Origin of the sequence: Mycobacterium sp. (assembly GCF_035697385.1) — a bacterium.
Lineage (GTDB): Bacteria > Actinomycetota > Actinomycetes > Mycobacteriales > Mycobacteriaceae > Mycobacterium.
Map to the genome: position 1 here is coordinate 1 of NZ_DASSCY010000277.1, position 22,462 is coordinate 22,462.

At 64.7% G+C, this 22,462-nt stretch carries 22 protein-coding genes and 1 pseudogene; 10 read left to right on the forward strand and 13 right to left on the reverse strand.

Annotated features, from left to right (window positions below):
• Positions 1 to 187: pseudogene (locus tag VFH65_RS23400) on the forward strand (hypothetical protein); the annotation flags it as partial.
• On the opposite strand, the gene VFH65_RS23405 reads toward VFH65_RS23400, so the two are convergent.
• Entirely contained in the window at positions 181 to 498 is a 318-nt protein-coding gene (locus VFH65_RS23405; RefSeq protein ID WP_353324664.1) for a hypothetical protein, read from the reverse strand. The pseudogene VFH65_RS23400 and the gene VFH65_RS23405 overlap by 7 nt on opposite strands.
• A gap of 484 nt (positions 499 to 982) precedes the next feature.
• Between VFH65_RS23405 and VFH65_RS23410 the strand changes: the two genes are divergently transcribed.
• From VFH65_RS23410 to VFH65_RS23420, 3 genes are all read left to right on the forward strand, one after another.
• On the forward strand, positions 983 to 1,675 hold the full coding sequence (locus VFH65_RS23410) for an O-methyltransferase (protein ID WP_353324665.1): 693 nt from the start codon (positions 983 to 985) through the stop codon (positions 1,673 to 1,675).
• A 77-nt stretch (positions 1,676 to 1,752) separates the two neighbouring features.
• Positions 1,753 to 2,520, forward strand: a complete 768-nt coding sequence (locus tag VFH65_RS23415) for a siderophore-interacting protein (protein ID WP_353324666.1) — start codon at positions 1,753 to 1,755, stop codon at positions 2,518 to 2,520.
• Between the two features lie 85 nt (positions 2,521 to 2,605).
• Complete coding sequence (locus VFH65_RS23420; protein ID WP_353324667.1) at positions 2,606 to 3,637, forward strand: fused (3R)-hydroxyacyl-ACP dehydratase subunits HadA/HadB; 1,032 nt, start codon at positions 2,606 to 2,608, stop codon at positions 3,635 to 3,637.
• Between the two features lie 35 nt (positions 3,638 to 3,672).
• Here VFH65_RS23420 and VFH65_RS23425 read toward each other — a convergent pair whose 3' ends face one another.
• Entirely contained in the window at positions 3,673 to 4,290 is a 618-nt protein-coding gene (locus VFH65_RS23425) for a class I SAM-dependent methyltransferase (RefSeq protein WP_353324668.1), read from the reverse strand.
• 156 nt (positions 4,291 to 4,446) lie between these two features.
• Entirely contained in the window at positions 4,447 to 5,400 is a 954-nt protein-coding gene (locus VFH65_RS23430; protein WP_353324669.1) for a glycoside hydrolase family 6 protein, read from the reverse strand.
• 191 nt (positions 5,401 to 5,591) lie between these two features.
• Here VFH65_RS23430 and VFH65_RS23435 point away from each other — a divergent pair, with 191 nt between their 5' ends.
• Complete coding sequence (locus VFH65_RS23435; RefSeq protein ID WP_353324671.1) at positions 5,592 to 6,341, forward strand: hypothetical protein; 750 nt, start codon at positions 5,592 to 5,594, stop codon at positions 6,339 to 6,341.
• Between the two features lie 85 nt (positions 6,342 to 6,426).
• Here VFH65_RS23435 and VFH65_RS23440 read toward each other — a convergent pair whose 3' ends face one another.
• From VFH65_RS23440 to VFH65_RS23450, 3 genes are all read right to left on the reverse strand, one after another.
• Positions 6,427 to 7,632 (reverse strand): cytochrome P450, encoded by a 1,206-nt coding sequence (locus tag VFH65_RS23440; protein WP_353324673.1) that lies wholly within the window; start codon positions 7,630 to 7,632, stop codon positions 6,427 to 6,429.
• A gap of 8 nt (positions 7,633 to 7,640) precedes the next feature.
• Positions 7,641 to 8,426, reverse strand: coding sequence for a spirocyclase AveC family protein (locus VFH65_RS23445; RefSeq protein ID WP_353324674.1), 786 nt, complete (start codon positions 8,424 to 8,426; stop codon positions 7,641 to 7,643).
• A gap of 438 nt (positions 8,427 to 8,864) precedes the next feature.
• A complete protein-coding gene (locus VFH65_RS23450) occupies positions 8,865 to 9,485 on the reverse strand; it encodes a TetR/AcrR family transcriptional regulator (protein WP_353324676.1) in 621 nt (206 codons plus the stop codon).
• Between the two features lie 120 nt (positions 9,486 to 9,605).
• Between VFH65_RS23450 and VFH65_RS23455 the strand changes: the two genes are divergently transcribed.
• Positions 9,606 to 11,168 carry an MFS transporter gene (locus VFH65_RS23455; RefSeq protein ID WP_353324678.1) on the forward strand — a complete coding sequence of 521 codons (1,563 nt, stop codon included), beginning with the start codon at positions 9,606 to 9,608 and terminating at the stop codon, positions 11,166 to 11,168.
• 3 nt (positions 11,169 to 11,171) lie between these two features.
• Here VFH65_RS23455 and VFH65_RS23460 read toward each other — a convergent pair whose 3' ends face one another.
• The 6 genes from VFH65_RS23460 to VFH65_RS23485 form a co-directional block, all read right to left on the reverse strand.
• Complete coding sequence (locus VFH65_RS23460) at positions 11,172 to 11,978, reverse strand: class I SAM-dependent methyltransferase (RefSeq protein ID WP_353324679.1); 807 nt, start codon at positions 11,976 to 11,978, stop codon at positions 11,172 to 11,174.
• Positions 11,979 to 12,041: 63 nt separating this feature from the next.
• Positions 12,042 to 13,178: a cellulase family glycosylhydrolase gene (locus tag VFH65_RS23465; protein ID WP_353324680.1), complete on the reverse strand. Its 1,137-nt coding sequence runs from the start codon at positions 13,176 to 13,178 to the stop codon at positions 12,042 to 12,044.
• A 135-nt stretch (positions 13,179 to 13,313) separates the two neighbouring features.
• Positions 13,314 to 13,847 (reverse strand): DoxX family protein, encoded by a 534-nt coding sequence (locus tag VFH65_RS23470; protein WP_353324681.1) that lies wholly within the window; start codon positions 13,845 to 13,847, stop codon positions 13,314 to 13,316.
• Positions 13,848 to 13,917: 70 nt separating this feature from the next.
• The gene (locus VFH65_RS23475; RefSeq protein WP_353324683.1) at positions 13,918 to 14,565 is read right to left on the reverse strand and encodes a maleylpyruvate isomerase family mycothiol-dependent enzyme; all 648 of its coding nucleotides are present in this window, start codon (positions 14,563 to 14,565) and stop codon (positions 13,918 to 13,920) included.
• A 302-nt stretch (positions 14,566 to 14,867) separates the two neighbouring features.
• The gene (locus VFH65_RS23480; protein ID WP_353324685.1) at positions 14,868 to 16,520 is read right to left on the reverse strand and encodes a PQQ-binding-like beta-propeller repeat protein; all 1,653 of its coding nucleotides are present in this window, start codon (positions 16,518 to 16,520) and stop codon (positions 14,868 to 14,870) included.
• Positions 16,521 to 16,603: 83 nt separating this feature from the next.
• On the reverse strand, positions 16,604 to 17,581 hold the full coding sequence (locus VFH65_RS23485) for a hypothetical protein (RefSeq protein WP_353324686.1): 978 nt from the start codon (positions 17,579 to 17,581) through the stop codon (positions 16,604 to 16,606).
• 291 nt (positions 17,582 to 17,872) lie between these two features.
• Between VFH65_RS23485 and VFH65_RS23490 the strand changes: the two genes are divergently transcribed.
• The 4 genes from VFH65_RS23490 to VFH65_RS23505 all read left to right on the forward strand — a co-directional run bounded on the left by VFH65_RS23490 (position 17,873) and on the right by VFH65_RS23505 (position 21,397).
• On the forward strand, positions 17,873 to 18,232 hold the full coding sequence (locus VFH65_RS23490) for an FCD domain-containing protein (protein WP_353324688.1): 360 nt from the start codon (positions 17,873 to 17,875) through the stop codon (positions 18,230 to 18,232).
• Between the two features lie 109 nt (positions 18,233 to 18,341).
• On the forward strand, positions 18,342 to 19,382 hold the full coding sequence (locus VFH65_RS23495; protein WP_353324690.1) for a tripartite tricarboxylate transporter substrate-binding protein: 1,041 nt from the start codon (positions 18,342 to 18,344) through the stop codon (positions 19,380 to 19,382).
• Positions 19,379 to 19,888, forward strand: a complete 510-nt coding sequence (locus tag VFH65_RS23500) for a tripartite tricarboxylate transporter TctB family protein (RefSeq protein WP_353324692.1) — start codon at positions 19,379 to 19,381, stop codon at positions 19,886 to 19,888. The genes VFH65_RS23495 and VFH65_RS23500 overlap by 4 nt, the downstream gene beginning before the upstream one ends.
• A 3-nt stretch (positions 19,889 to 19,891) precedes the next feature.
• Positions 19,892 to 21,397, forward strand: a complete 1,506-nt coding sequence (locus VFH65_RS23505; protein WP_353324694.1) for a tripartite tricarboxylate transporter permease — start codon at positions 19,892 to 19,894, stop codon at positions 21,395 to 21,397.
• Positions 21,398 to 21,992: 595 nt separating this feature from the next.
• Here VFH65_RS23505 and VFH65_RS23510 read toward each other — a convergent pair.
• Positions 21,993 to 22,430 (reverse strand): hypothetical protein, encoded by a 438-nt coding sequence (locus VFH65_RS23510; RefSeq protein ID WP_353324696.1) that lies wholly within the window; start codon positions 22,428 to 22,430, stop codon positions 21,993 to 21,995.
• Positions 22,431 to 22,462: the final 32 nt, after the last annotated feature.

Below are 22,462 nucleotides of genomic sequence, written 5' to 3' on the forward strand. Positions count from 1 at the left end.
AAGATCGGGGGGAGGGACCAAGGAAAAAGCCGGCGGCCTGACCGACCGGCAGATCCGCGGCGTCGACGCCCTGGTCACCGGCTGGCGGGGGCAGGGCGGCGTCGCGGTCGGATCGTCGCTACCGGCGCAACGGCTGGTGGCGGGGCGTCACGATGGTGCGCTGACCCTGCGTACGTTAGCTCAGTAGAGGCCGACGGGCGATGGCTCGCCCTCCATGATTCGGTACCCCACCTCGACCTGCCCGTGGGTCGAACCGGCGCGACCGGCGTGACCGTAGTACCAGGTGTGGCAGACGTTCATGTCCCACTTGACGTCCGGTTCCCTACCCCATTCGCCGACGGGCAGCGGCTGTCCGGGGCACCACACCTGGCTGCACATGCTCAGCATGTTGCACCTGGCTTCGGCGGTGCCGGGAGTCAGCGCGACGCCGGTGAGGGCAAGGCCGCCCGCGAGCACGGCGCCTGCGAGGAACCGGGTGCCCATCTTGTGAGTGGTCATGTGTGTCCTTCCGTGTGCTGCGCCACACCGTGTGGCGTCGTTGAGACAAGTTGACCCGACCCGCTCGGCTACCGATCCCAAAAATAGCGGCCGGTCCGCGCACGCTTATTGCGTAGTGTGCTCGACACGCCCGCCCCGGCACATGAGGCGTTTACCTCATATTTGCCCTACCCGGCCGACGGCCAGTGCTGGTCGGCGCGCCCTAACCGGTGACTCCCGAATTCACAGTCAGTGACTTCACCGCGACAACACCGACTCCGAAACTCGTGATCAAACGACTCCGGAATCAGCAGTCAAAGTCATTGGGGGGTCAAAGCCATGGCGAGGGTGAGCGCAGGTCCGCTTTGTAGCTTCCCGGGGTCTGTCCGACCACGGCGGTGAACGCCTCGATGAAACTCGTCGGGTTCGACCACCCACACTCCATCGCGGTGTCAGTCAACCCTTACTTAGACACCCGCCATGTGAATCATTCAAGGAGAACGGCATGGACACGCTCACCTCTACACCGGTCGCCGACGTGCTGGCGCGGTTGTTCGCCGAGGCGCAGGCTGCCGACGGGCCGCTGCAGGCTCAGTGGCTCGCGGCATTCCAGGACCGCAGTGATTCTCTTACGGAACTGCTGGCTCAGGAGGCGACAGACTACAAAGGCGTCTATCACGAGTTCGCCGACAACTTTCTGAACGTGTCGCCCGAATTCGGGCGATTCCTCTACGTCTGTGCGCGGTCGCGCCAAGCGAAACGCATCGTGGAGTTCGGTACATCATTCGGCATCTCCACGATCCATCTCGCCGTTGCCCTACGCGACGGCGGCGGAGGCCAACTCATCACCACCGAACTGGAGCAGACGAAAGCCCGTCGCGCACAAGAGAACCTGAGTGCCGCGGGCCTGGACGATCTCGTCGACATCCGCGTCGGCGATGCCCTGGAAACACTTCGCGAGGGTGTCGGTGACGGTGTCGATCTCGTCCTGCTCGATGGGGCATGGAGCCTGTATCTGCCGGTGCTCAAACTTGTCGAACCCCACCTGAACGCAGGGGCCCTGGTCATCGGAGAAAACGCCATTGAAGAATCCAGCGAGTATCTGACCTACGTGCGTAACCCCGACAACGGCTACCGCAGCATCCCTCTCCCCTTCGAACCAAGCCGCGGCAACGAATTATCCGTTCGCACGGCGTAATTCGGGGCACCCCCGGCTCGCGGACGGCACCCGTCTTTCGAACGTTGAATCCACAAACTGACTTCTTGGAGAAATTCGTGGCGACAATTATTGACACGATCCCGTTCCTCACCACGTTGCGCGACAGCGTGTTCCTGTCAGCAACCGTCAGCGAGATCGAGCATCTGACACCCAGAATGCGACGCATCCGGTTCCACGGTCCCCGACTGCAGGGGTTGACGTGGACGCCGGGTCAACATATTCGGCTGCAGGTCGCGGGGCTCATCGAATCAGCTCTGCGGCTGCATCCACACGACGCCCTGCGTACCTATTCCATCTACAACGCAGACTCAGACAGCGGCACCCTCGACATCGCGATGCTCGAGCAACCTGGAGAGCCGAATGTCGATACCCCCGCCAGACGCTGGGCGGCTGCCATCACGATCGGCGGCCAGGTCCAATTCATGCGCCCCCAAGGCAACTTCGTCATAAGCCAGGACGCGCCCTACCACGTGTTCGCCGGCGAGGAAACCGCGTCGGTCGCGTTCGCCGCGATGCTGCGATCGCTACCCGCAGATGCCGACGTCCATGGGGTTATCGAGGGCGCGACTGACACGGACCACCTGCCTCTCGCCCGACCCCTGACCCATGTAGAACGCGGGGACGTCTCCGCCGCGAACTCCGACGTCCTCGCTCGAGCCCTGCGTGGCCTCCAGCTGCCCGACCATCCCGGCGTCGCCTACCTCGCCGGTGAAGCCCGCACCATCCAAACCCTGAGAAAAATGCTGGTCACTGAACGCGGCTGGGATCGCCGCAACATCCGCACCAAACCCTTTTGGACTCCGGGCCGCTCCGGCATGGAATAGCCGGCCTCTACCGGCAGTCCCCCGCGCGTTAATGTGCTTCGATCGGCCTCAGCGAACAGGCCGGTAGAAAAGTTGAGCGATTTTCATGACCGCAGCAGCAGAAACGTCGGCGCTCGAATCCCGGGTCGGCCACTACTACCAGATGGACGACACCTATCTGGTGGGCCGCGAGAAGGTGCGCGAGTTCGCACGTGCAGTGCAGGACTACCACCCCGCGCACTGGAATCTGGCCGCGGCCGCGGAGCTGGGTTACCCGGACCTGGTGGCGCCGCTGACGTTCACGTCGACCCCGGCAATGGCCTGCAATCAGCGCATGTTCGAATCGGTGGTCGTCGGTTACGACATGTACCTACAGACCGAGGAAGTCTTCGAGCAACACCGCCCAATCGTCGCCGGCGACGAACTCCGTACCGACGTCGAACTGTCGTCGGTGCGCAGGATCGCAGGCAGAGACCTGATCACCGTCACCAACACGTTCACCGACGCCGCCGGCGAGCGGGTGCACACCCTGCACACCACCGTCGTCGGCATCACCGCCGAGGATGTCGATCCGGCGATCAGGTCGGCGGTGCAGGGCGTGATGATGCACGACGTGAACCTGCTCGGCGTCGACGAGTCCGAAACGGCGTATCAGAAAACAGTGCGCCCCGAGGGCGACGTGCGGATCGCCGAGGGCGGCACGGCCCGCACGCCGGGTACGGCGTCCTTCGATGACGTGAATGTCGGCGACGAGCTGCCGGTGCACCACACGCGGCTATCCCGCGGCGACCTGGTGAACTATGCCGGCGTGTCGGGCGACGCCAACCCGCTTCACTGGGACGAAGCCATCGCCAAGCTGGCGGGGCAGCCCGATGTGATCGCCCACGGAATGCTCACCATGGGTCTGGGTGCCAGCTTCGGCGCCGCGTGGTCGGGCGACCCCGGCGCGGTCACCCGCTATGCGGTGCGGCTGTCGCAGCCCGCGATTGTTCCTGCCGCCGGTGGCGCAGACATCGAGTTCAGCGGGCGGATCAAGTCGCTGGACCCGGCGACCCGCACCGGTGTCGTCATCGTCGGCGCGAAGGCCGGTGGCCGCAAGATCTTCGGCCTCGCGACGTTGAACGTCCGCTTCCGCTGACGCCGGCGGCCTCGGCCGCGGCTGATCCGATCTCGTCAGGGCAAGCGTCGCGCTCTCAGCACCACATCGTGAGTGTGATGTCCTCCGGGAGCGCCGGCAGGTACGTCTCGGACGCGCTGGGTATCGATCTGGACATGCCAGTGACCGTCGAGCAGCGCAGCAACGATGTCGGTCGGAAGGACGTAATCGGCGGGGTCGATTCCGCGGGCTCTGGCCTCCTCACCGTCGAACCCGGCGTGGTAAACCATCAGCAGCAGTCCACCGGACGCCACGGCTGCCAGAAGCGCGCGCTCAGCGTCACGATCTGCAGAACTGGGCAGAGCCGGGTACTGCGCGGACACCAAATCGAACCCCGCCAGTGTCAGCCCCGCCTCGACCAGGCCGGCATGCACCCAGTTCACTTGCACTTCTGCTTGTTGGGCGCGCTGCTCAGCACGCTGCAGCGCCACTTGTGAAACGTCCAGCGCCGTCACTGCCCAGCCCTGACCGGCCAACCAGACCGCGTCGGCGCCCTCACCACACCCGACATCGAGCGCTCGCCCCGGTTGAAGTCCGTTTACCTCGGTGACGAGCGCGAAATTGGGGTTACCGCTGAACATTTGCGCTGTGCTGGCATATCGCTCATCCCACTCCGCAGGGTCCTTAGGCGCCACCCATACACAAGGATCGCCCGAGGGTTCGCGACAAGACGAAGGTGTCATCGCTACAGCCTGCTCGACACGTGTCAGCGCTTGCAAACGAAGTTGCTGATATGGCAAGCAAGGCATTTCGCCTGCCGACGGCGGCACTCTGCGCGTGGGGCCCTACTACTAGCCCCCGTTGCGGGCGAGGTCGATGGCGTACTGATTCACGAAGTTGCCCGCCGGCGGATCACCTTTGTCGCAAGTTCCGTCGGATTCACCGGGGCGTTTGATCCACAGGTAGGCGTCCGCGTGTGCGCCCGCAGTTTCCGCGGTGGGCGCAGCGCCGAGTGCCCGGCCGCTGGGGTTGCACCAGTCGAGCGGCGAGTCGGGCGCTGGCCCGTTGCCGTTGCGCGACGTGTCGATCACGTAGTGCGAGCCGTTCGTCAGCCCCGAAATCGCTTCGCCGTAACCGATTTCATCCTCGGTGGTGAAGAAGTTCGCCGTGTTGAGGCTGAAACCCCGCGCGGTGTCGACACCAGCCTGGTTGAGCCGGGCGGCCATTTCCTCGGGGCTATGCCACCGCAGGTGGCCGGCGTCGACGTAGACGGCCGTGGCCGGATTGCGGGTGAACGTATCGACGGCGTAGCGGATCAGGTCGAAGCGTTCCTGACGCTGGTCTCCCGACAGGCAATCGGCCATGGCGAGTGCATCCGGTTCGAGGATGACTGCCGCCCGCATGGGACCCACATCGGCAGCGATGCGGTCGATCCATTGGCGATACTCCGCGCCCGTCGCGAATCCACCCGCGGCGAAGCTGCCGCAGTCGCGGTGTGGGATGCCGTAGAGGGTGAGCACCGGAATAGCACCCGCAGCCTGCGCGTCGCCGACGTACTTCGCGACCGTGGCCGCGGACGAGCCTGGGACGATCCAGTACGCCTGCGGCGTGTTGGCGATAGCAGTCAACTCGGGACTCGGCGGATCGGTCTTCTGCGCGGCGCGCATGGCCGCCGACGTGGGATTGACGTAGAACGGTGCTCCGGCCAATGGGTTCACCTCATCGACCAGGCGCACGGTTGGGGCAGGACCGACCAGCGCCGGGGCGCTGACAAGACCCATGCCTACAACGGCCGCAGCCGTCATAAAGGGGGCGATCCACCGGGCGACTGCGCCTACAACTGGGGATATCACTTCAGGAAAATTAGTGGGTCAAGGCATCGAGCGCCAATCAGCGTCGGCAGACGGCTCGTTCAGTCCCCCGGCACGCCTGGGCCATCTAGTCGCTGATTGCCGCGCGACGCAGAGGGTGACGGCACAGTCTCGGTCAGGTTGAGATGTGGTTTCACATCATCGGAGTTGGGACCGGCGATGACATCATCGGACGAGTGTCACGGAGAGCAGCGACGAAAACCGACAGCGGGCTGGCTGCTCGGCTCGCCGCGATCGCTTCACTTGGAGCCGCGGTAATCCACTTCGCCGTCGTACCGACGCACTGGAAAGAGTGGGTACCGTCAGGGCTGTTCTTCGTCTCAGTTGCTCTGTTCCAACTGATTTGGGCGCGAGTGCTGCTGGCCCGGACAACCACGGCAGTTCTCGCCGTTGGAATCCTGGGCAATGTCGGTGCCGCCGGTCTTTGGGTCGTGTCCCGCACCGCGGGAGCACCGTTCGGCCCACACGCCGGAGAACCTGAGTTCGTCCAAGCCGCCGGCCTGTGCACTCTGTTGCTCGAGGTTTACGTCGTCATGGGAGCCGGCTGGGTGTGGTACCGAGGCCGACAGCCCGCGCCGATTCCAGCCTTCGCAAACGCGATCGTGCTAGTCGGGCTCGGCGCCGTAGTCGCCTCCGCGGCAACGTTAGGAGTGGCTTCTGGCCTGCAACACGGCCACCACACCCCGGCTGGCGCAGAACCCGACCACCACACGTCGACTATCGGACGTGGCGACGGCGACCACGTTCATCCGGAGCAAGCGACTCCCCCGATTGCCGGGTCAATCCGCCCGTCCAGCACGCCGACACCCGTCGAAGCCCCGCCGCGAGCCGTCGATCCGTCGCATAACACCGACGGCGATCACCACCATGAGTGAAGCCGTTTCTTGCTTGTGACCCGCCTGATCCGCAGTGCGACTAATGCTCAACCGCAACGGTTTTCGTTGCATCAAACCAACGCATTCATTTGGTCTTGACCGGCAGCTGCGCCCAGCCACGCACGCTTGATGTGCGTGCTCTTCGCGCGTTGTCGTAGTCGACGTCCCAATCGGTCCATCGCTTGAGGACTTCTTCGAGTGCCACCCGCGCCTCGAGCCGCGCCAGTGCTGAGCCGAGGCAGAAGTGCAATCCCTGCCCGAAGCTCAGATGTCCGCCCTGGCGGTGAATGTCGTATCGGTTCGGGTCGGTGAACTTTGTTTCATCGCGGTTGGCTGAACCGTTGAGCAACAACATGTATGAACCCTCGCTGACGGTGTGCCCGTAATGTTCGACATCGCGGGCCACGTATCGCGCCTGCACCGGTGATGGCGGCTCGTATCGCAGGGTTTCCTCCACCGCCGATGGAATCAGCGATGGATTCGCGGCGAGTTCGTGTCGTTCCTCGGGGTGCTCACCGAGGAGCTGGCCCATGAATCCGATCAACCGAGCAGTGGTTTCGTTACCGGCCCCGGCAATCATCGCGGTGTATGCGAGGACCTCGGTGCGGTCGAGTTGACGTCGCGTTCCGTCCTGCTCTTCGACCTCGGCGCTGAGCAGCTCTGTCATCAGGTCGTCGGATGGATGGGTCGCCCGCCACTCGATGTACTCGGCGAACAGCGCGATCGCATCCTGGAAGATCGTCGGGCTGATATCAGCGGCGCCTGCGTCCGGTGAGCCCACCGTGATGCTCTTGTCGTTGAGATCGCGGATCTGCTGCTGGGCTTCCTCGGGGATTCCCAACAGGTATCCGATTGTGCGCATCGGCATTATGGCTCCGAGGTCGACCACAAAGTCGAACCCGTCGGCGTCTTGAAGGGGATCGAGTGCGCGCGAACAAAACCCACGCACCAGGTCTTCGACGGCCAGCATCCGGCGCGGCGTGAACACCCGCGACAACAGCCGCCGGTGCAGATCGTGTAGCGGCGGGTCCTCGAACAGCAGGATTCCTGGCGGGACTTCGATCCCGCTGAACAGGATGTCGGCTGTTGTGCCCCGCCCCGACCGATACGTCTGCCAGTCCGGCAATGCGTGCGCGACGTCGTCGTAGCGGCTCAGCGCATAGAAGTTGTACTTGTCGTTGAAGTACAGCGGCGCTTGTGAGCGCATCCGCTGCCACACCGGGTACGGATCATCGTCGATGCTGAAATCGAACGGGTCGTAGTACAGGTCCGCGGCCGGGTCCACAGTCACAGCACTCCCTATCTGGGTTGGTTCGGCGCACCGGGAAACAGTTGCTCAGACGGCCCGGAGGTCACATACCCGCCCAGTTTCGTTGCCAGGTGGGGCGCGAAAACAGCGCTATAGAGCAGGTTTCCGATAACGATGACTGACGCGATGGACACGATTGCCGATTGCGCACGGGTCTTCGATACCTTGTCGGCCAACATCTCGATGACGTTTCGCCCTTGCGAGTCGGTCCTGCCCAGAAGGTATGTGAAGACCATCATTTGCACGCCCATCGCGATGGCGTCATAAATCGGGTACTGGTTCTTGGTTCCCTCGAAGATCGCGAGCCCGGGAATCACGTAGGCGTAGTAGAAGACGCCGAGTTGTGCGCCGATGACCGCGTTGAAAAACAGGGCCCAGCAGAAGCCGACGACAAGGCCAACGGTCAGCAGCGTTGTGGGCCTTCGCAAGTCAAAGCGTTTACTCACCCACCGACCCAGTGCCGCACCGACCACCGCGGGCAGCACGAAATACGAGATGTAGCCCACGGGTACCGACGATGGCAGACCACCCCACGTCATGTTCAACGGCCACCACGAGGGCATGCGCGGTAGCGCGGGCGGAAACTGCGCGTACATCGCCCAGTCATAGGGCGCTTCGATCCATGAGAACGAGATCGCACAGATGCACAGGAGCAGTAGCGGGTGAAGTCGGCGGTGGCGAACACTCAGATAGATGCCGGCCGCGGTGAACAGTATGCCGCCGCCCCAGCCAAAGAACACAGCCCCAGTCAGCAGCGGCGTCAACTCGGTGTTCACTGTTCGCGTTCGTCGTTTGGGCGGCTTCGCGCTTCGGGATCGAAGTAGAGCACCACGCCGTAGATCACGACGATCAGTCCGAACAGAGTTCCGAGCATGATGAATTGGCCCACAACTAAGGCCCTCCTAAACGGTCACCGGTCCGGCGGTCGAGCGCATGTCGAAGCACAGCGTGAACATCAGCGGAGCGGGTACGCGCGGGACTTCAACTGGCCGCGTATAACCTAACATTTGTTCAGCCGAGTCTTTGATCCGTAAGGTGGCGCGCGTCGGTAACTGGCCATCGTGCGGGTGATCAGTAAGTGATGAGCAAAGGTTAGGTTGGTTCTGCAATCTGGAGATACGCATTCAAGTAGCGGCGATCAGCGGCACATATCACTAGCAAGCACGAATCACATTCGGTCACAGGCTAATTGGCCACATAGTGGTGGTCTGGGCTCAGGGGTGCGGCGCCGTGGCTCGGATGCCAGCGAGCACCACGTCGACGATACGCTCGGCGTCCGTGCGGGTAAACGGTCGCGTACCGCGGTTGACGATGAGGCGCACCGGTCCGGAGATCATCTCGCCGAGGAAAGCGCTGTCGACCGGTGGCAGCTCGCCCCGGTCAGCGGCGAGGTTCACCCGCTGCCGCATGGCGACCCCGCGCTGCTCGAGGATCCTGGCCACCGTCTGCCGGACGACGGGGTTCTCGTGGGTGGGCTGGAGGGCCAGTTCGAGAGCCTGGCCGAAAGGCGTGTCGAGACCACGGGCGATGGCCATCAGGTAGTCCACCAGGTCACGGTGCAGGTCGCCGGTGTCGGCGATGGACGCGAGGTCCTCGGCATACTGCAGCAGCGCCTCTGCGACCAGCTCCTCGCGGTCGGGCCAGTTGCGGTAGACGCTGGTCCTGTGCACGCCGGCGCGCTCGGCGACGTCCTCGTAGCGGAATCCCGCGATGCCGTCGCGCGCGACTAGCTCGGCCGTCGCGCCGAGGATCTTCGCGCGCACCAGCGCGTTGCGACCCCCGGGACGTCGTGCCGACGGCCGGTTCGCGGTGCCGTCGGCCATCCCCGTGCTCACCTCGTGTCCTCCGCCCGGGTGCCGATTGTCGTCATGTCGACCGTTGCGGTGCAAGCCAATCATGATTAGCCTTCGTTAAAGCGACAATTTGTCGCTTTAATCAGACCTGGAGCACGCACCTTGCATGTCCTCATTTCCGGAGCCGGTGTCGCCGGGCTCGCCAGCGCAATCGAACTCGGTACCCGCGGCCACGACGTGAACGACACGCCAGGCGCGCCCGCGCCCGTCGTCCAGGAGCACCGGTGGAGTAGACGACTCGTCATCTGGGTGGCCGTCCTGATTCTCGCCAACGTCCTGGCCGATGTCGTCATCGGCTCGCCGATGATGGTCCTGCCCCAGTTGCTGGATCAATTCGACACCGATCAGGCCGCGTGGCTCAATGCAAGCGCGATGCTTGCGGGGGCCATCTGGTCACCGCTGCTTGCGAAGAGTTCCGACATCTTCGGCAAGCGTCGGATACTCATCGCCGCGCTGCTGCTCGCGTGCGCGGGAGCGCTGGTTTGCCTCGTCGCGCCCAACGTCTGGATCTTCCTGGCGGGGCGCTTCCTCCAGGGCGCCGCCTTCGCGGCGGTCTTCATCACCGTCGCCCTCGCACGCCAGATCTGCACCCCGCGGGTGGCGATGGCCGTGGTCGGGCTGCTGACGTCGGGCTCATCGATCGTCGGAATCATCGAGCCGTTCCTGATGAAGCCGATCATTGATGCGTTCGGTTACCGAAGCGTGTTCATCGCGGCGGCGCTGCTCGCCGCGGCGGCGGCGCTCTGCGTGCGTTCCTTCATCCCGGAGTCGCCGGTCCGCAGCCCCGGCCGGATCGACGTGGGCGGGGCGCTCCTGCTCGGCGGCGGCCTCGGCGCGGTGCTCGCCTACATCAGCCTCGGGAGAGACCTCGGATGGATGTCCGGGGGCATGATCGCGCTACTGGCGGCCGGTGTCGCCGCGTTGGCGGGTTGGGCATCGCTCGCGCTGCGTGTCAACGAACCCATCATCGACATCCGGGCCCTCAGTCGCCCAATCCTGCTGACACTGCTGGCTTTGGTACTGGCAGCAGGCTCGTTCCGGAGCATGCTGCAACTGACGGGCATTACCGCCCAGGTGCCCCCCGACCTGAGTCTCGGCTACGGGCTGGGCAATGGAGAGGCGGTCGCGGTTTTGCTCGCCGCACCCAATCTCGGCATCGTCATCGGCGGTGTCTGCGCCGGATGGATCGCCGGGAGGTTCGGTCCCGCACTGCCGCTGCTCGGCGGCATCGCGGTCGGGATAGTGGCGACCTTCGCGATGCTGGCGGGCGTATCAGTGCTACCGCTGGCGATTGCTTGCGGAACCATGCTCGGTATGGCGGCGGGAGCCATCGGCGCCTCCGGCTACAACCTGGCGACCGACCTCGAAGCGCCCGAACGGCAGGGCACGATCGCCGGCCTGGTGTCGGTCGTGCTCGCCCTCGGATCGGTCGCCGTCAATGTCGCCGGAGGTGAAGTGCTCAAGGCCACCCAAGTCCCTGGCGTCTTCGCAGATGGCGCCCCGGTGAGCACGGCGACCGGCGTCCACCTCTACGTCCTCATGGCCGGGGTGCTCTTCGTGCTCGCCGCGCTGCCCGCGATAGCGCTGACGCGAAACCGGCGTGCCGCGTCGTCCCCGGACACAACACCGGCGTTTGCAGTGGTCAACAAGCGCGGCATGGTGTAACTTTCAGAGTCGGCCGGCGCCGACCAAAGCTGTTGCGACTACTCGTAATCCGTCTTCAGTGCAGGCCTTCTCGGCGACGTTGCGCAGCGCTGGGAGCAGTCGGTCGCGGTCAGCTTGGGAGAGCTCGGCGTAGGTTGGCATCCGTTCGTACAGCGGACCGCACTCGTCGAGGAACGCGTCGACGGACGGTGCCGACCAGACGACTTCGACCGTTCGGATGTCGACGTCGTTGAATCGGGCGGCTGCCATCTCCGCCCGAAACGCTTCAGGTGACCGGAGCGCGGTGACGCCCTCGGGTCGGGGAAGCGCGGGCGCATCGGGGAACGTCATGCGCAACGCCTCGGCGAGAAAGCCAAGCGGTCCCACAGTAAAAGGATCACGCCATGTACTGATGCAGCCGTAGCCACCGGTGCGGGTGACGCGGGCCAGCTCGCGGACAGCCCGGCGCCAGTCTGGAACGTTCACGACGCCAAACAGCGAAAATGCCGCGTCAAAGGAGCCGTCCTGGAGTCGAAGCTCCTGAGCGTCCATCACCCGGGCAGTGCAGTTTGGATACGGCTGCAGACGCTGAGCGGCCCTTTCCACCATGGCTTCGGACATGTCGGTGGCAAGTACTTGCGCGCCCGCCTCGGCGGCCGCGACGCTCAAACCGCCTGGGCCCGAGGCTATATCGACAACACTCATGCCGGGCCTGATCCCGCCCACCATCGCGAACGCCGACGGGATGCACTGCCGCGTCAAGGGCTCAGCGACAGCTTCGTACTGCGTTGCTTGCACACCATCGATGACGGCTGCTCGATCTTGTTCCATGCCTCCATGCTGCGGCCGACCAACTCATTCGGCAAGGGAACTTGCCAATTTGTCAAACCAGCCTCAGGTGGGGCGACCTGTTCCAGCGAGTTGTCGGATCACGCGTATCTCGTTGTCGTCATGGGGGCGTCCGTCGGGATACAGCAGATCGCTGAACCACGTTTCGGGAGGAGAGGCGTAGGGCCGTTTCCAGGAATCCCATGGCAGATACGTCTGCGTCCTTCCAGCGATGAAGCCCCAGTTGTAGGCGGCGACGTTGCGTCTCTTGGCAACCGGCAGGATGCCTTCCACAGTGCTGCCCAAGTTGCGCGCAAGGTACTCGGTGCAGAGAATCGGTCGTCCGTGCGGAGTGAGCTCGTCGATGCGGGCCTCGAACTCGGCTGGATCCCCGTAGCTATGAAAGCTGATGACATCTGAGTGCTCGAGCTGCAGGCTGCAGACTGCGCTGCGCCGCGCGGGTTCTTTCCAGTGCCCTTGCCAAACTCCACTGGTCAACGGCTGCACCGGGTTAACGGCGCGTACCCATTGGAACACGTGGGGAAGGAACGCGGCGACGAGTTTCTGCTTGTCCTCGTGTTCAACCTTGCGGTAATCGCGCGCGGGATTGTCCGGCTCATTCCACACGTCCCAACCGAGGACGCGAGGGTCGTTGTGGAACAGGCCCACCACTCCGGTGACATAGCTCTGCAACACGCGGGTATAGGCCGGATCCTGCAGCCGATGGGCCCCGGGGCTCTGCACCCAACCGGAGTTGTGCACTCCGGCTATCGGCGCCCGCTGACGGCCCGTCCTGGGCAACGGATCCCAGCACGAGTCGAAAAGCACGAAGAGCGGCTTGATGTTGTGACTCGCCGCGATACCGACGAACTGCGCAAGCCGGCGGCTGAATCCCACTTGGTCTGTGGCCCACAGTTGATCGTGGAGGAAAACCCGCACGGTGTTGAATCCGATTTGCTGTGCCAGGCGAAGTTCGGCGTCGATGCGGCGCGGGTCATAGGTGCCACCCTGGAACATTTCGATCTGATTCACGGCGGTCGAGGTGACATAGTTGGCGCCGAGCAGCCAGCCCTGCGCTGCATACCAGGCGTTGGCGCGGTCGGCCGACCATCGGGCCGCCTCAGCAGAGACGAGGGGCAACTTGGTCAGCGCCGCGGCTGCTGCCAGGTACAGCGGGATCTTGAGCGCGGTTCGCCGGTGCACGACGTGACCATAGTGGCCGTGGCCGAATTGACGCCGCATTCGTGTCGTCCTGCAACACAACAGGTTTCGAATCGTTACCCACTGGGCTCAATTCGCGGTCAGGACAGCGGAGTCACGCGCGCACCGGCTCGGGCGCTATAGCACCGCTTTGAGCAGCAGGACTGCGATGGCGGCCGCAATGCCTGTCACGATGCTGGCCGCGGCCCATGCTGCACCTTCGCGCTGCCACGTACGGCCATGATCCAGTGCCAGTACGCCCGCGCCTGTGCAGGCGATGAGCGCTCCTGCAGTCGCGTAGAGCAGCGGGAGCTGGTAACCAGCTTGGCCGAAGAGCCCGCCGGACCACGTGGCGCTGACGGCGTTGATCATCACGCCGATGACGATCGAACTGGCCAATGTGGTGAACAACCCCAGCAATAGCAGCAGTCCGCCGACGGCCTCGAGCAGACCGGCTACGGCGGCAAAGAAAACGCCTGGGCTGTAGCCGATCTGTTGGAAGGCCGCGCCGGTTTCGGTCAGGCCTGGCCCACCGAACCAGCCGAAGAGCTTCTGCAGACCCGCGGCGGCCAGAAGTCCACCGAAGACGACGCGGACGAGCAGCAGCCCCAGATCCGCGGTGCGTGCACGACTGGAAGTTTCTGAGGTGAGTTGTGAGTCAGTGATATTCATGAGTCATGACCGTAGGACCTCAACAATGATTTAGGTCAACTTCATCGGGCTCACAAGATTTGTGGCGCGATCAGGTGAGCCGGGACTGCAGCACGGACACCCCTGCGCCGTGGAGTCGGTCAAGCGCGACGGTGCGTCCGCACACCGCCAACATCACCTCAAAGCCTGGTCCGCGGATCGATGCGCCGTCGCCCCAAGTTCGCGCGGTGTCCTCGTCGTGTAGAGCGATACCGCGCAGGCGTCGGCGCGGGAGGAAGCCAAGTTGCGTTGGACTGGTCAGGAAGTCGAGCACCCGAGCGACATGCTGTGGATCCGGCCGATGCGGAAGTCCCAAGGGTATGCGCATATCTGCACCGTGTACTAGAACGTCGGTGAGGCCCGACAACGGGCCGGTCACCGGCGGGCTGAGCCTATGATCAGCTCGACAACGTAACGTCTCGGCGATCTCGGCGGCTGAGGCTCGCGCCCGGCGACGGGCCAGTGCGTCGATTCCCCGATCGATGCCGCCGTGACGAATGCCGCTGGCCATAAAGCCCCAGAATCCGTCGGCGAAATCGCTAACAAGGTGCGCGGCAACAGTTTTGATATCCCACCCAGCGCATAGACTTTCCGTGGCCAACTGGTCGGTGTTGAGGCCGTCGATCAAGGTGGCGATCGACCGCCGCTCGTCCGCCACCGCCGCGAAAACCCTCTCGCGTTCCGCTCGGCTAAGCCGCACGTGCGCAGAATATCGCGCTGGTGACTTGCTGCCTGGGAAGCGCGGGTCGCCAGCACGCGCCGACAAACTCCGCCTTACGTGAGAAAGGCACGGCTGGGCCGCCGCCGACGTCGATCGAGAACATCTCGCCGCCATCGGTTGCAACACGCCGAGAGGGCAGCTGATCATATTCAGCGATGTCCATGAACGGCTCCCGACACCTGCTCAATCATCACGGTATCTAGCCAACCGTAATCGGGGACTGTGCCGAAAGGTCGCCCTCCGCACAATGCCATTGTCTGTAACCCGGTCAGAGGCGGCCATCAAGGGTCTTCGGGCACCAGCCCGACCACATCGGCGGAACGGCACTGCACGACAATGGCACCCGCGACAGCTTGGACGCCCCGCGGGGATTGTCCACGCGGGCAGGGCGATTCGGCGGTAGTCGGCTCGGCAGTAGGTCGAGTCAAGTCCACGAGCTCAAAGCGGTGCTGGGGGTCGTAGGGGTTGGTGACGACCAGTCTGTTCTTGAGCCAGATTGTCTCAACATCCGCCAGCGCACTACCGGCAGGGATGCGAATTGGTACCGGCGTCGACCGATGGTTGCGGTAGTCGCGCAACACCCAAGTGTCGCCGCCACCGTAAACAAGAAGAACACCGTCGTGAGGCTCGGATGCCGGGTAGGTGCCAGGGACCTCATCGATCACCTTTCCGGCTGGATCCATCACGCGGGTCACATCCGTCGGTGCCGGATCACTATGTGGCAGCGGCGTTGCGATTACGTACGCGTCCGTGCCCGCCCGGGGGGTGTATTCGCCGGGCACATCGATTGTGTCCCCGCTGTGGGCATCCATGATCGACGGCTTTCCGCAGTCGAACCCGAACTGGCCGGCAGTCCCTGGAGTGAGGGTTGGATTGCTGCACGAGATAGGTCGGCTCCAGCGCAGTTGACCGGTCGCCGGATCGAATGAATAGAAGCGCGTGCGCGAGCGATCGGGACCCTCACCCGCGGAATCCGCCGTAAACACGGCCATGCCAAGCGCGTCGACGGATCCGGTCGCTGCGGTCACCTCGCCGCCGTCGTTGTATTGGCGGCGCCACAACACTTCGCCCGAGCTGCCGTCGAGTGCGATCAACCCGTAGTAGAGGAACAGGACGACGATCCCTGCGGTGTCGTCGCGGTCACGGCGCACCACCAGCAGCCGTCCGCTGGTCCCGTAATCGTTGACGTGCCAACGTTTGGCCCCGGTTGGGCCTTCATAAGCGGTCAATCCTCGTCGGGTGTCGACGAGGAAACCGTTGCCGGCGGCGTAGATATCGGTGGAGTATTCATTTGCGCCGAGAGGGATCCGGTAACGGACGGGCCCGATCGCGTCGGGAACTGCCGCCGGCGCAGTAGCGGCCGCAGTGAGTTCGGGATGCCAGACGCCCGCGCGGTAGTTCTGGACGGTCCGATAGGTCAGTAGCGGGAGGACTAGAACCACGACGAGAAAGCCGCACAACACTATTCGATGGCTGACAGAGTGTGCGAAGGCGGCCGCGCCTACGCCCAACACCACCGCCGCGATGGCGGCAAGCGACGCGGCGACCGCGATAACCGTGGCCCCCGTGGAATCCACAAACGGCAGCGCGCCACGAGATCTGTACAGGCCGATTCCGTTCCAAGAACTCCATACGCCCAGCCCCACGGCGACGAACGCGGCGAGTACGCCCAAACGCCTCACAGCCTGGTATCGCCTCAGCAGCGTGCTTCCCACCAGCGTGAGAACAACACAAACCCCAATTACGATGGCGACAACGCCCATTCCGGTCAGGGAACGCGACATGTAGTCACTCGACGACCGGACACCCCACATGACTATGGGTCCGATGATCGCTGCGACGGCTGCTGCGATCGCTGCACCGACGCAGAGGCTGATCGAGACCCTGCGCGCACGCCCTGGCCGCGGTTCGATCGAGGGGGATTCCTCTGGCATCCGTTAATCGTATGGGCCCGTAGGTAGTCCGAATGGCGGCAAAACTCACGTCAATCCCGCTTCGCGGCACTGCAGTTTGCGAACTACTTGGCGGCGAGTTTGACGATCTGGCGTCCTTGGTTGATGACGTAGACGTTGCCGTCGCCGTCGACGGTGATGTCGGACGGGCGCTGGAGGCCGCTGAACGGTAGCTGGGCCCAGTCGCCGCCGCCTGCAGACATCCGGGACACGGTGTTCGCCTTCACGTCGGTGGCATACAGATTGCCCGCGGCGTCGACCGCCAGGCCGCCCACGTGGTCGGTCACTCCAGCAACCGGCTCGGCAGTCGTCCCGTTCTTCGCGATCTTGACGGTCTTTCCCATCATGGATACGAACAGGTTGTCTTCGGCGTCGATCACCATGTGTCCCGGCCCGTTGACACCGTCGACAGCAAGCTCAGTCGGGGCCGTCGCACCGGGCGCGAGCTTCAACAGCTTGTGCTGGTCGTCGCCGAGGTAGACCGTGCCGTCCTGCGCCACTGCGATCTGGCTGAATTGTTTGAGCTTGTCGAAGGGCAGCGGTTGCGGAGTGGTGGATCCGGGTGTGAGGGTCTTGACGACACCGTCGAGGGTGACGAAGTACAGCGTGCCGTCCGGCGCTGCCGCCAAGGTCGCCACGGTGGGATAACCGCTGAGCTTCAACGGGTTCGGCTTGGCTGCACCTGGCGCCAACGTCGAAATCCCGCCCGCACCGGCCAGATAGAGGACGTTTTTCGCGTCGACGCCTATCGCCGAAATACCCATCGCGTCGAACGGAAGCGTGGTCTGTTTTCCCGTCTGCAACGGCACGTCCGCCGTTCGTGAAGTGGGCGCAGAATCCGGCGAACATGCCACCAAGCCACTCGCCACGACGATGGCGGCTACGCCGAGGAAGAATCCGAACGCCGCCTCCTGGCACCGCCGCCACGGCCTTGGGCGGGGTTCGACCATGACGCTTGGTATCGCCGCCGACCGCTCGACGGTGTTCACCAGCACCCGCAACCCTCGCCGCCAGCGCGTACAGTCCGCATTCGCCGTCTCCACGCCAGGGATCCTATTCTGGCTCTCCCCTCGGAGAGGTATCCAGGCGGTGGATCCGCTCGAAGGATTGCGCGATGACGGCCCGGACACTAAGCAGCGCAGTACCTTTGGCCGCCAGGTAGGCGAGGACCCGCCACCGTAGTCGCGGCTCGCCACAACCACCGTCGGAACCTGGGCTTCCCGGTATGTGGTCGCAGCCTCGAAAATCGTTGTCTCACAGCCACCGTCGAGAAGGTTTCGGGTCCGGCCGCCGTTGGCCCCAGCGGATGCGGAAAGTCCCACGTCTCCTCGACCTTGGACATCCAGGCCATCCGCACCACGCACGCCGTTCTCGAGCCCCTTCCTACACATCCAGCGATTGGACAACTGGTTGCGCATCGCGACTTCCACGCCGCGGTATACCGCGCCAGAGACAACGACCTGCTCATTGAGTCCTTGGAAGGGCTTTGGGACAAGGCCGACCGCATTCTGCGGCAAACTCCTGACCTCGACGATCGGGCGTGCCCGTATCGCGTGGTGAGACGCTGTAATCGGGCGTATCTGGTGGCGTTCTCCTCGCCCATGCCCAGAAGGAATGCAACGACCGTAGGTTTCGGCAGCGTGCACCGACAACCTGCGGGCGACTCACTCGATCCGGCAGGGCTCGTGTGCTGACGCTGCAAGGGGAGGGCGCCGTGCACACAAGGTGCATAAGATCGACCCAGGCAAGAGTGTGACCTAGGTCTCATTCCGATCCGGCCTCGTATCCGACGAAGGAGCTGCCATGACCACGTCTGTCGCCAGTTCAGATCGAAGCGGGGGGTCGCGCCTCCGCACGTCACGCTGGGCACTCGCCGGGGTTGCCGTCCTGGCCGTCATCAACCTCGCCGCCTGCGGCGCGCGAGACTCCGAACCCGCGGCGTACCCGGAGAAGGAGATCACCCTCGTGGTGCCCTTCTCGGCCGGTGGTCCGACCGACACCGTCACCCGGCTGATCGCGGAGCCCATGAGCGAAAAGCTCGGCCAGCAGATCGTGGTCAAGAATGTCGAGGGCGCCGGTGGCACTGTCGCCGCCGGGCAGGTCGCCGACGCCAAGGCCGACGGCTACGAGGTGCTCATCCACCACATCGGCATGTCGACCGCGCCCGCGCTCTACCCCGACCTGCCCTACGAGCCGCTCACGGATTTCAAGACGATCGGGCTGATCACCGACGTACCGATGACGATCGTCGCCCGCAAGGACTTCGAACCGCAGACGCTGCAGGAGCTGGTCACCTACGTCAAGGCCAACAACGACAAAGTCTCCCTCGCCAACGCCGGGGTGGGAGCCGCCTCCCAGCTGTGCGGGCTGCTGATCGAGCAGGCGATGGGCGTCGACCTGACCGAGGTCCCGTATGACGGCACCGGGCCGGCGCTCACCGATCTGGTCGGTGGCCAGGTCGACTTCATGTGCGACCAGACGACCAACACCGCGGGGCAGATCCAGTCCGGTGAGATCAAGGGCTATGCGGTGACCACCCCGGAGCGGGTCGAGGCGCTTCCGGACCTGCCGACCACGGCCGAAGCGGGTCTTCCGGACGTCAAGGTCGGCGTCTGGCACGGGCTCTACGCGCCGGCCGAAACTCCCGACGAGGTCGTCGGGAAGCTCACCGAGGCCCTGCAGGTGGCTCTCGCGGACCCGGCCGTCATCGACAAGATGGCCGACCTCGGCACCACGCCGGTGGCCAAGGACCAGGCGACCCCGGACGCCCACACGGTCAAGCTCCAGGAGCAGATCGAGCTGTGGACGCCGATCATCGACGCCGCCGGGGTCAAGGGCGGATGAGCGAGGACCCGGCGGCGGCGGAGAAGCCGGGGAGCCGGCCCGCCGTCCCTGACCTGCTGGCCGGCGGCACCTTCATCGCGCTCGGCCTCGCCTTCGCCCTCGGGGGCAGCTCGTACGAGATGGGGTCGGCGCTGAAGATGGGCCCGGGCTACGTACCGGTCGTGCTCGGCGGCATCCTCACCGTCCTTGGCGCGGTCATTGCAGTGCAGGCCTTCCGCGGCGGTGACCCGCACGTCCGCGAGGAAGAGGACGAGCGCGGACCGGTGCCCTGGGTGCGCGGAGGCATGGTGGTCGCCGCGATCGTGTTCTTCGGCGCCACCGTCGAGGGGCTCGGGCTCGCGCCGACGCTGTTCGTGACGACCTTCGTCGCCGCGCTGGCAGGCCACCGCAATGGTCCGCTCAAGGCGCTGGCAATCTCGGGCGGCCTGACGGTACTCAGCCTCGGCATCTTCGTCGGGTTGCTGCAGCTGCGCCTGCCGCTGTTCGGCGACTGGCTGGGCGGCTGAGTCGTGGATCTCTCCGGACTGGTCCTGGGGCTCGAGACGGCGCTTCAGCCGAGCAACATCCTGATCTGTCTGCTCGGCGTCACGCTCGGCACCATGGTGGGCGTGCTCCCGGGCATCGGGCCGACCGCCACCGTCGCGCTGCTGCTCCCGATCACCTTCGGCTTCGACCCGATCGCGTCGCTGATCATGCTCGCCGGCATCTACTACGGCGCACAGTACGGCGGCTCGACCACCGCGATCCTCATCAACCTCCCTGGCGAGTCGTCGGCCGCGGTCACCGCGCTGGACGGGCATCAGATGGCGCGACAGGGCAGAGCCGGACCGGCGCTCGCCACTGCGGCGCTGGGCTCCTTCTTCGCCGGGACCGTCGCGACCGCGATCGTCGCGCTGTTCGCTCCGCCGATGGCCTCCGTGGCGCTCGAGTTCGGCCCGGCAGACTACTTCTCTCTCGTCGTCCTAGGTCTGGTCATCTCCATCGCGCTCGCCAGCGGCTCGGCGGTGAAGGCGCTGGCGATGATCGTGCTGGGGCTGCTGCTCGGCACCGTCGGCCAGGACCTCTTCTCCACCGGAGTCCCCCGGTTCACCTTCGGCATCCGCGAGCTGTACGGGGGCCTCGACTTCGTCTCGATCGCGGTCGGCCTGTTCGGCCTGGCCGAGATCATCCGCAACCTGGAGCGCCGGCAGACCGTGAGCGCGGTGACCAAAAAGGTGAAGGGGCTGTGGCTCAGCCGCGACGACTTCCGCAGGATCCGGATGCCGGTGCTTCGCGGCACTGCGCTGGGCTCCGCGCTCGGCGTCCTGCCCGGCGGCGGACACGTCCTGGCGGCGTTCACGTCGTACTCCGTGGAAAAGCGTGTGTCGAAGCACCCCGAGAAGTTCGGACGAGGTGCGATCGAGGGCGTTGCCTCGCCCGAGTCCGCGAACAACGCCGCGGCGCAGACCTCCTTCATCCCGCTGCTCACGTTGGGCCTGCCGGCGCACCCGGTGATGGCGCTGCTCGTCGGCGCGTTCATCATCCAGGGGATCACGCCCGGACCCAATGTCATCAACGACGAGCCGGAGCTGTTCTGGGGCCTGATCGCGTCGTTCTGGGTGGGCAACCTGCTGCTGGTGCTGCTCAACCTCCCGCTCATCGGCATCTGGGTGCGGATGATTTCGGTGCCCTACGAGGTGCTGTTCCCGGCGATTATCGCGTTCGCCACCATCGGCTGCTTCTCCCTCGGCCTGAACCCCTGGGACGTTTACGTGATCGCGATCATCGGCGTTCTCGGCTATTGGCTCATCCGCTGGGGATGCGAGCCCGTGCCCCTGCTGTTCGGCTTCGTCCTCGCCCCGTTGCTCGAGGAGAACCTGCGGCGGGCGATGATCATCTCCCGGGGCGACCCGAGCGTGTTCGTGACGCGGCCAATCTCGGCTGTGTTGCTCTTCCTCGCCCTGGTCGCGCTGGTCATCGCGATCCTCCCGTCCGTACGACGTAAGCGCGAGGCCGTCTTCAGCGAGGAGGAGTGACCGAGTCAGCGTCCCCCGCACCGGGGCTCCCGCAGCTGGGCCATCGCCGCCTCGTGTAGCCGTCGGGGCCAGGCCCTTCGGAAGACTGGCCGCGCCGCCGTCAGGTCGGTACATGTCGAGCAGGACGAGGTCGACGGCCCGGGCCAGCACACAGCGACCTGTGTCGCAGTCTCACTTTCATGTCATATGCGACATCCGCACAACACGTGAATGGAGAATGCGACATCCGAAATGAAAAACGTTGATCACGCCTTCGCCATGTTCGTGCACTTCGACAGATCCAGCTGATGCGCAGCAGTGATGGTCTTGGTAGTTCAATTGCGGCGCCACCGATTTCACAGCTCAGCCGATTTCATTCCGCTCCGGTCACCACCGCCGTCTTCCGTCTCTGCGTTTAACGCTGAACTGTTGACGTGACTCGCATAGCTTCTCTTGACAAGATCCTAGGCGTGTCGCGCGAGCTTGTTGATGTTACCCGCTGCCGCCAGCAACTGATCGGCCCTAATACGGGCTCATGAGCGAAATTACTTGTAAGAGAACACTTCTGGCCCGTCACCACAGTAGGCCACGAGCCTCGGGAAAGCCGACACCCGCCTCACGCCGTGACCCACAGTTCGGCACCCGGGTGCGAACTAAGCGTGACGATCACCGTGCCGCTACCCGATTCGAATGTGGTGTTGGCATAACCGACGAAACCGTAGTGCCCGTCAATCGTCGATACCGCGGTGATGTCACTGCTTCCAGAGGCGCCAGTGTCGAGATTCGCCCAACCGGCGGTCACGGTAAGCGCGCACGATCCGTCGTAGATGCCGGCGTCGTAGTGGATCGCAACGCGGACACCGTCCTCGACACGGTCGTTGACCTGCACCGGTGTCACCTGGGCTTCGGCGCTGACGCTACCGGCACACGTCGGGGATGCCACGACCGGAACCTGACCGAGTTGCGCGAAGGCTTCGGCATGGGCCGTTGCCGCCCACAACCAGGGCGCAGTCAGCGCGATGGCGAGCGCGCCGGCCGTAGAAAACGGAGTCATGCCTCTGTATCGACGGCCGCCAGGGCGGCGTT

What these genes read in the sequence shown, in the direction of transcription:
- VFH65_RS23405 (WP_353324664.1), bottom strand. Translation starts at nt 498, where the DNA reads ATGACCACTCACAAGATGGGCACCCGGTTCCTCGCAGGCGCCGTGCTC.
- VFH65_RS23410 (WP_353324665.1), top strand. Translation starts at nt 983, where the DNA reads ATGGACACGCTCACCTCTACACCGGTCGCCGACGTGCTGGCGCGGTTG.
- VFH65_RS23420 (WP_353324667.1), top strand. Translation starts at nt 2,606, where the DNA reads ATGACCGCAGCAGCAGAAACGTCGGCGCTCGAATCCCGGGTCGGCCAC.
- VFH65_RS23430 (WP_353324669.1), bottom strand. Translation starts at nt 5,400, where the DNA reads ATGACGGCTGCGGCCGTTGTAGGCATGGGTCTTGTCAGCGCCCCGGCG.
- VFH65_RS23435 (WP_353324671.1), top strand. Translation starts at nt 5,592, where the DNA reads ATGTGGTTTCACATCATCGGAGTTGGGACCGGCGATGACATCATCGGA.
- VFH65_RS23460 (WP_353324679.1), bottom strand. Translation starts at nt 11,978, where the DNA reads ATGGAACAAGATCGAGCAGCCGTCATCGATGGTGTGCAAGCAACGCAG.
- VFH65_RS23470 (WP_353324681.1), bottom strand. Translation starts at nt 13,847, where the DNA reads ATGAATATCACTGACTCACAACTCACCTCAGAAACTTCCAGTCGTGCA.
- VFH65_RS23480 (WP_353324685.1), bottom strand. Translation starts at nt 16,520, where the DNA reads ATGCCAGAGGAATCCCCCTCGATCGAACCGCGGCCAGGGCGTGCGCGC.
- VFH65_RS23495 (WP_353324690.1), top strand. Translation starts at nt 18,342, where the DNA reads ATGACCACGTCTGTCGCCAGTTCAGATCGAAGCGGGGGGTCGCGCCTC.
- VFH65_RS23500 (WP_353324692.1), top strand. Translation starts at nt 19,379, where the DNA reads ATGAGCGAGGACCCGGCGGCGGCGGAGAAGCCGGGGAGCCGGCCCGCC.
- VFH65_RS23510 (WP_353324696.1), bottom strand. Translation starts at nt 22,430, where the DNA reads ATGACTCCGTTTTCTACGGCCGGCGCGCTCGCCATCGCGCTGACTGCG.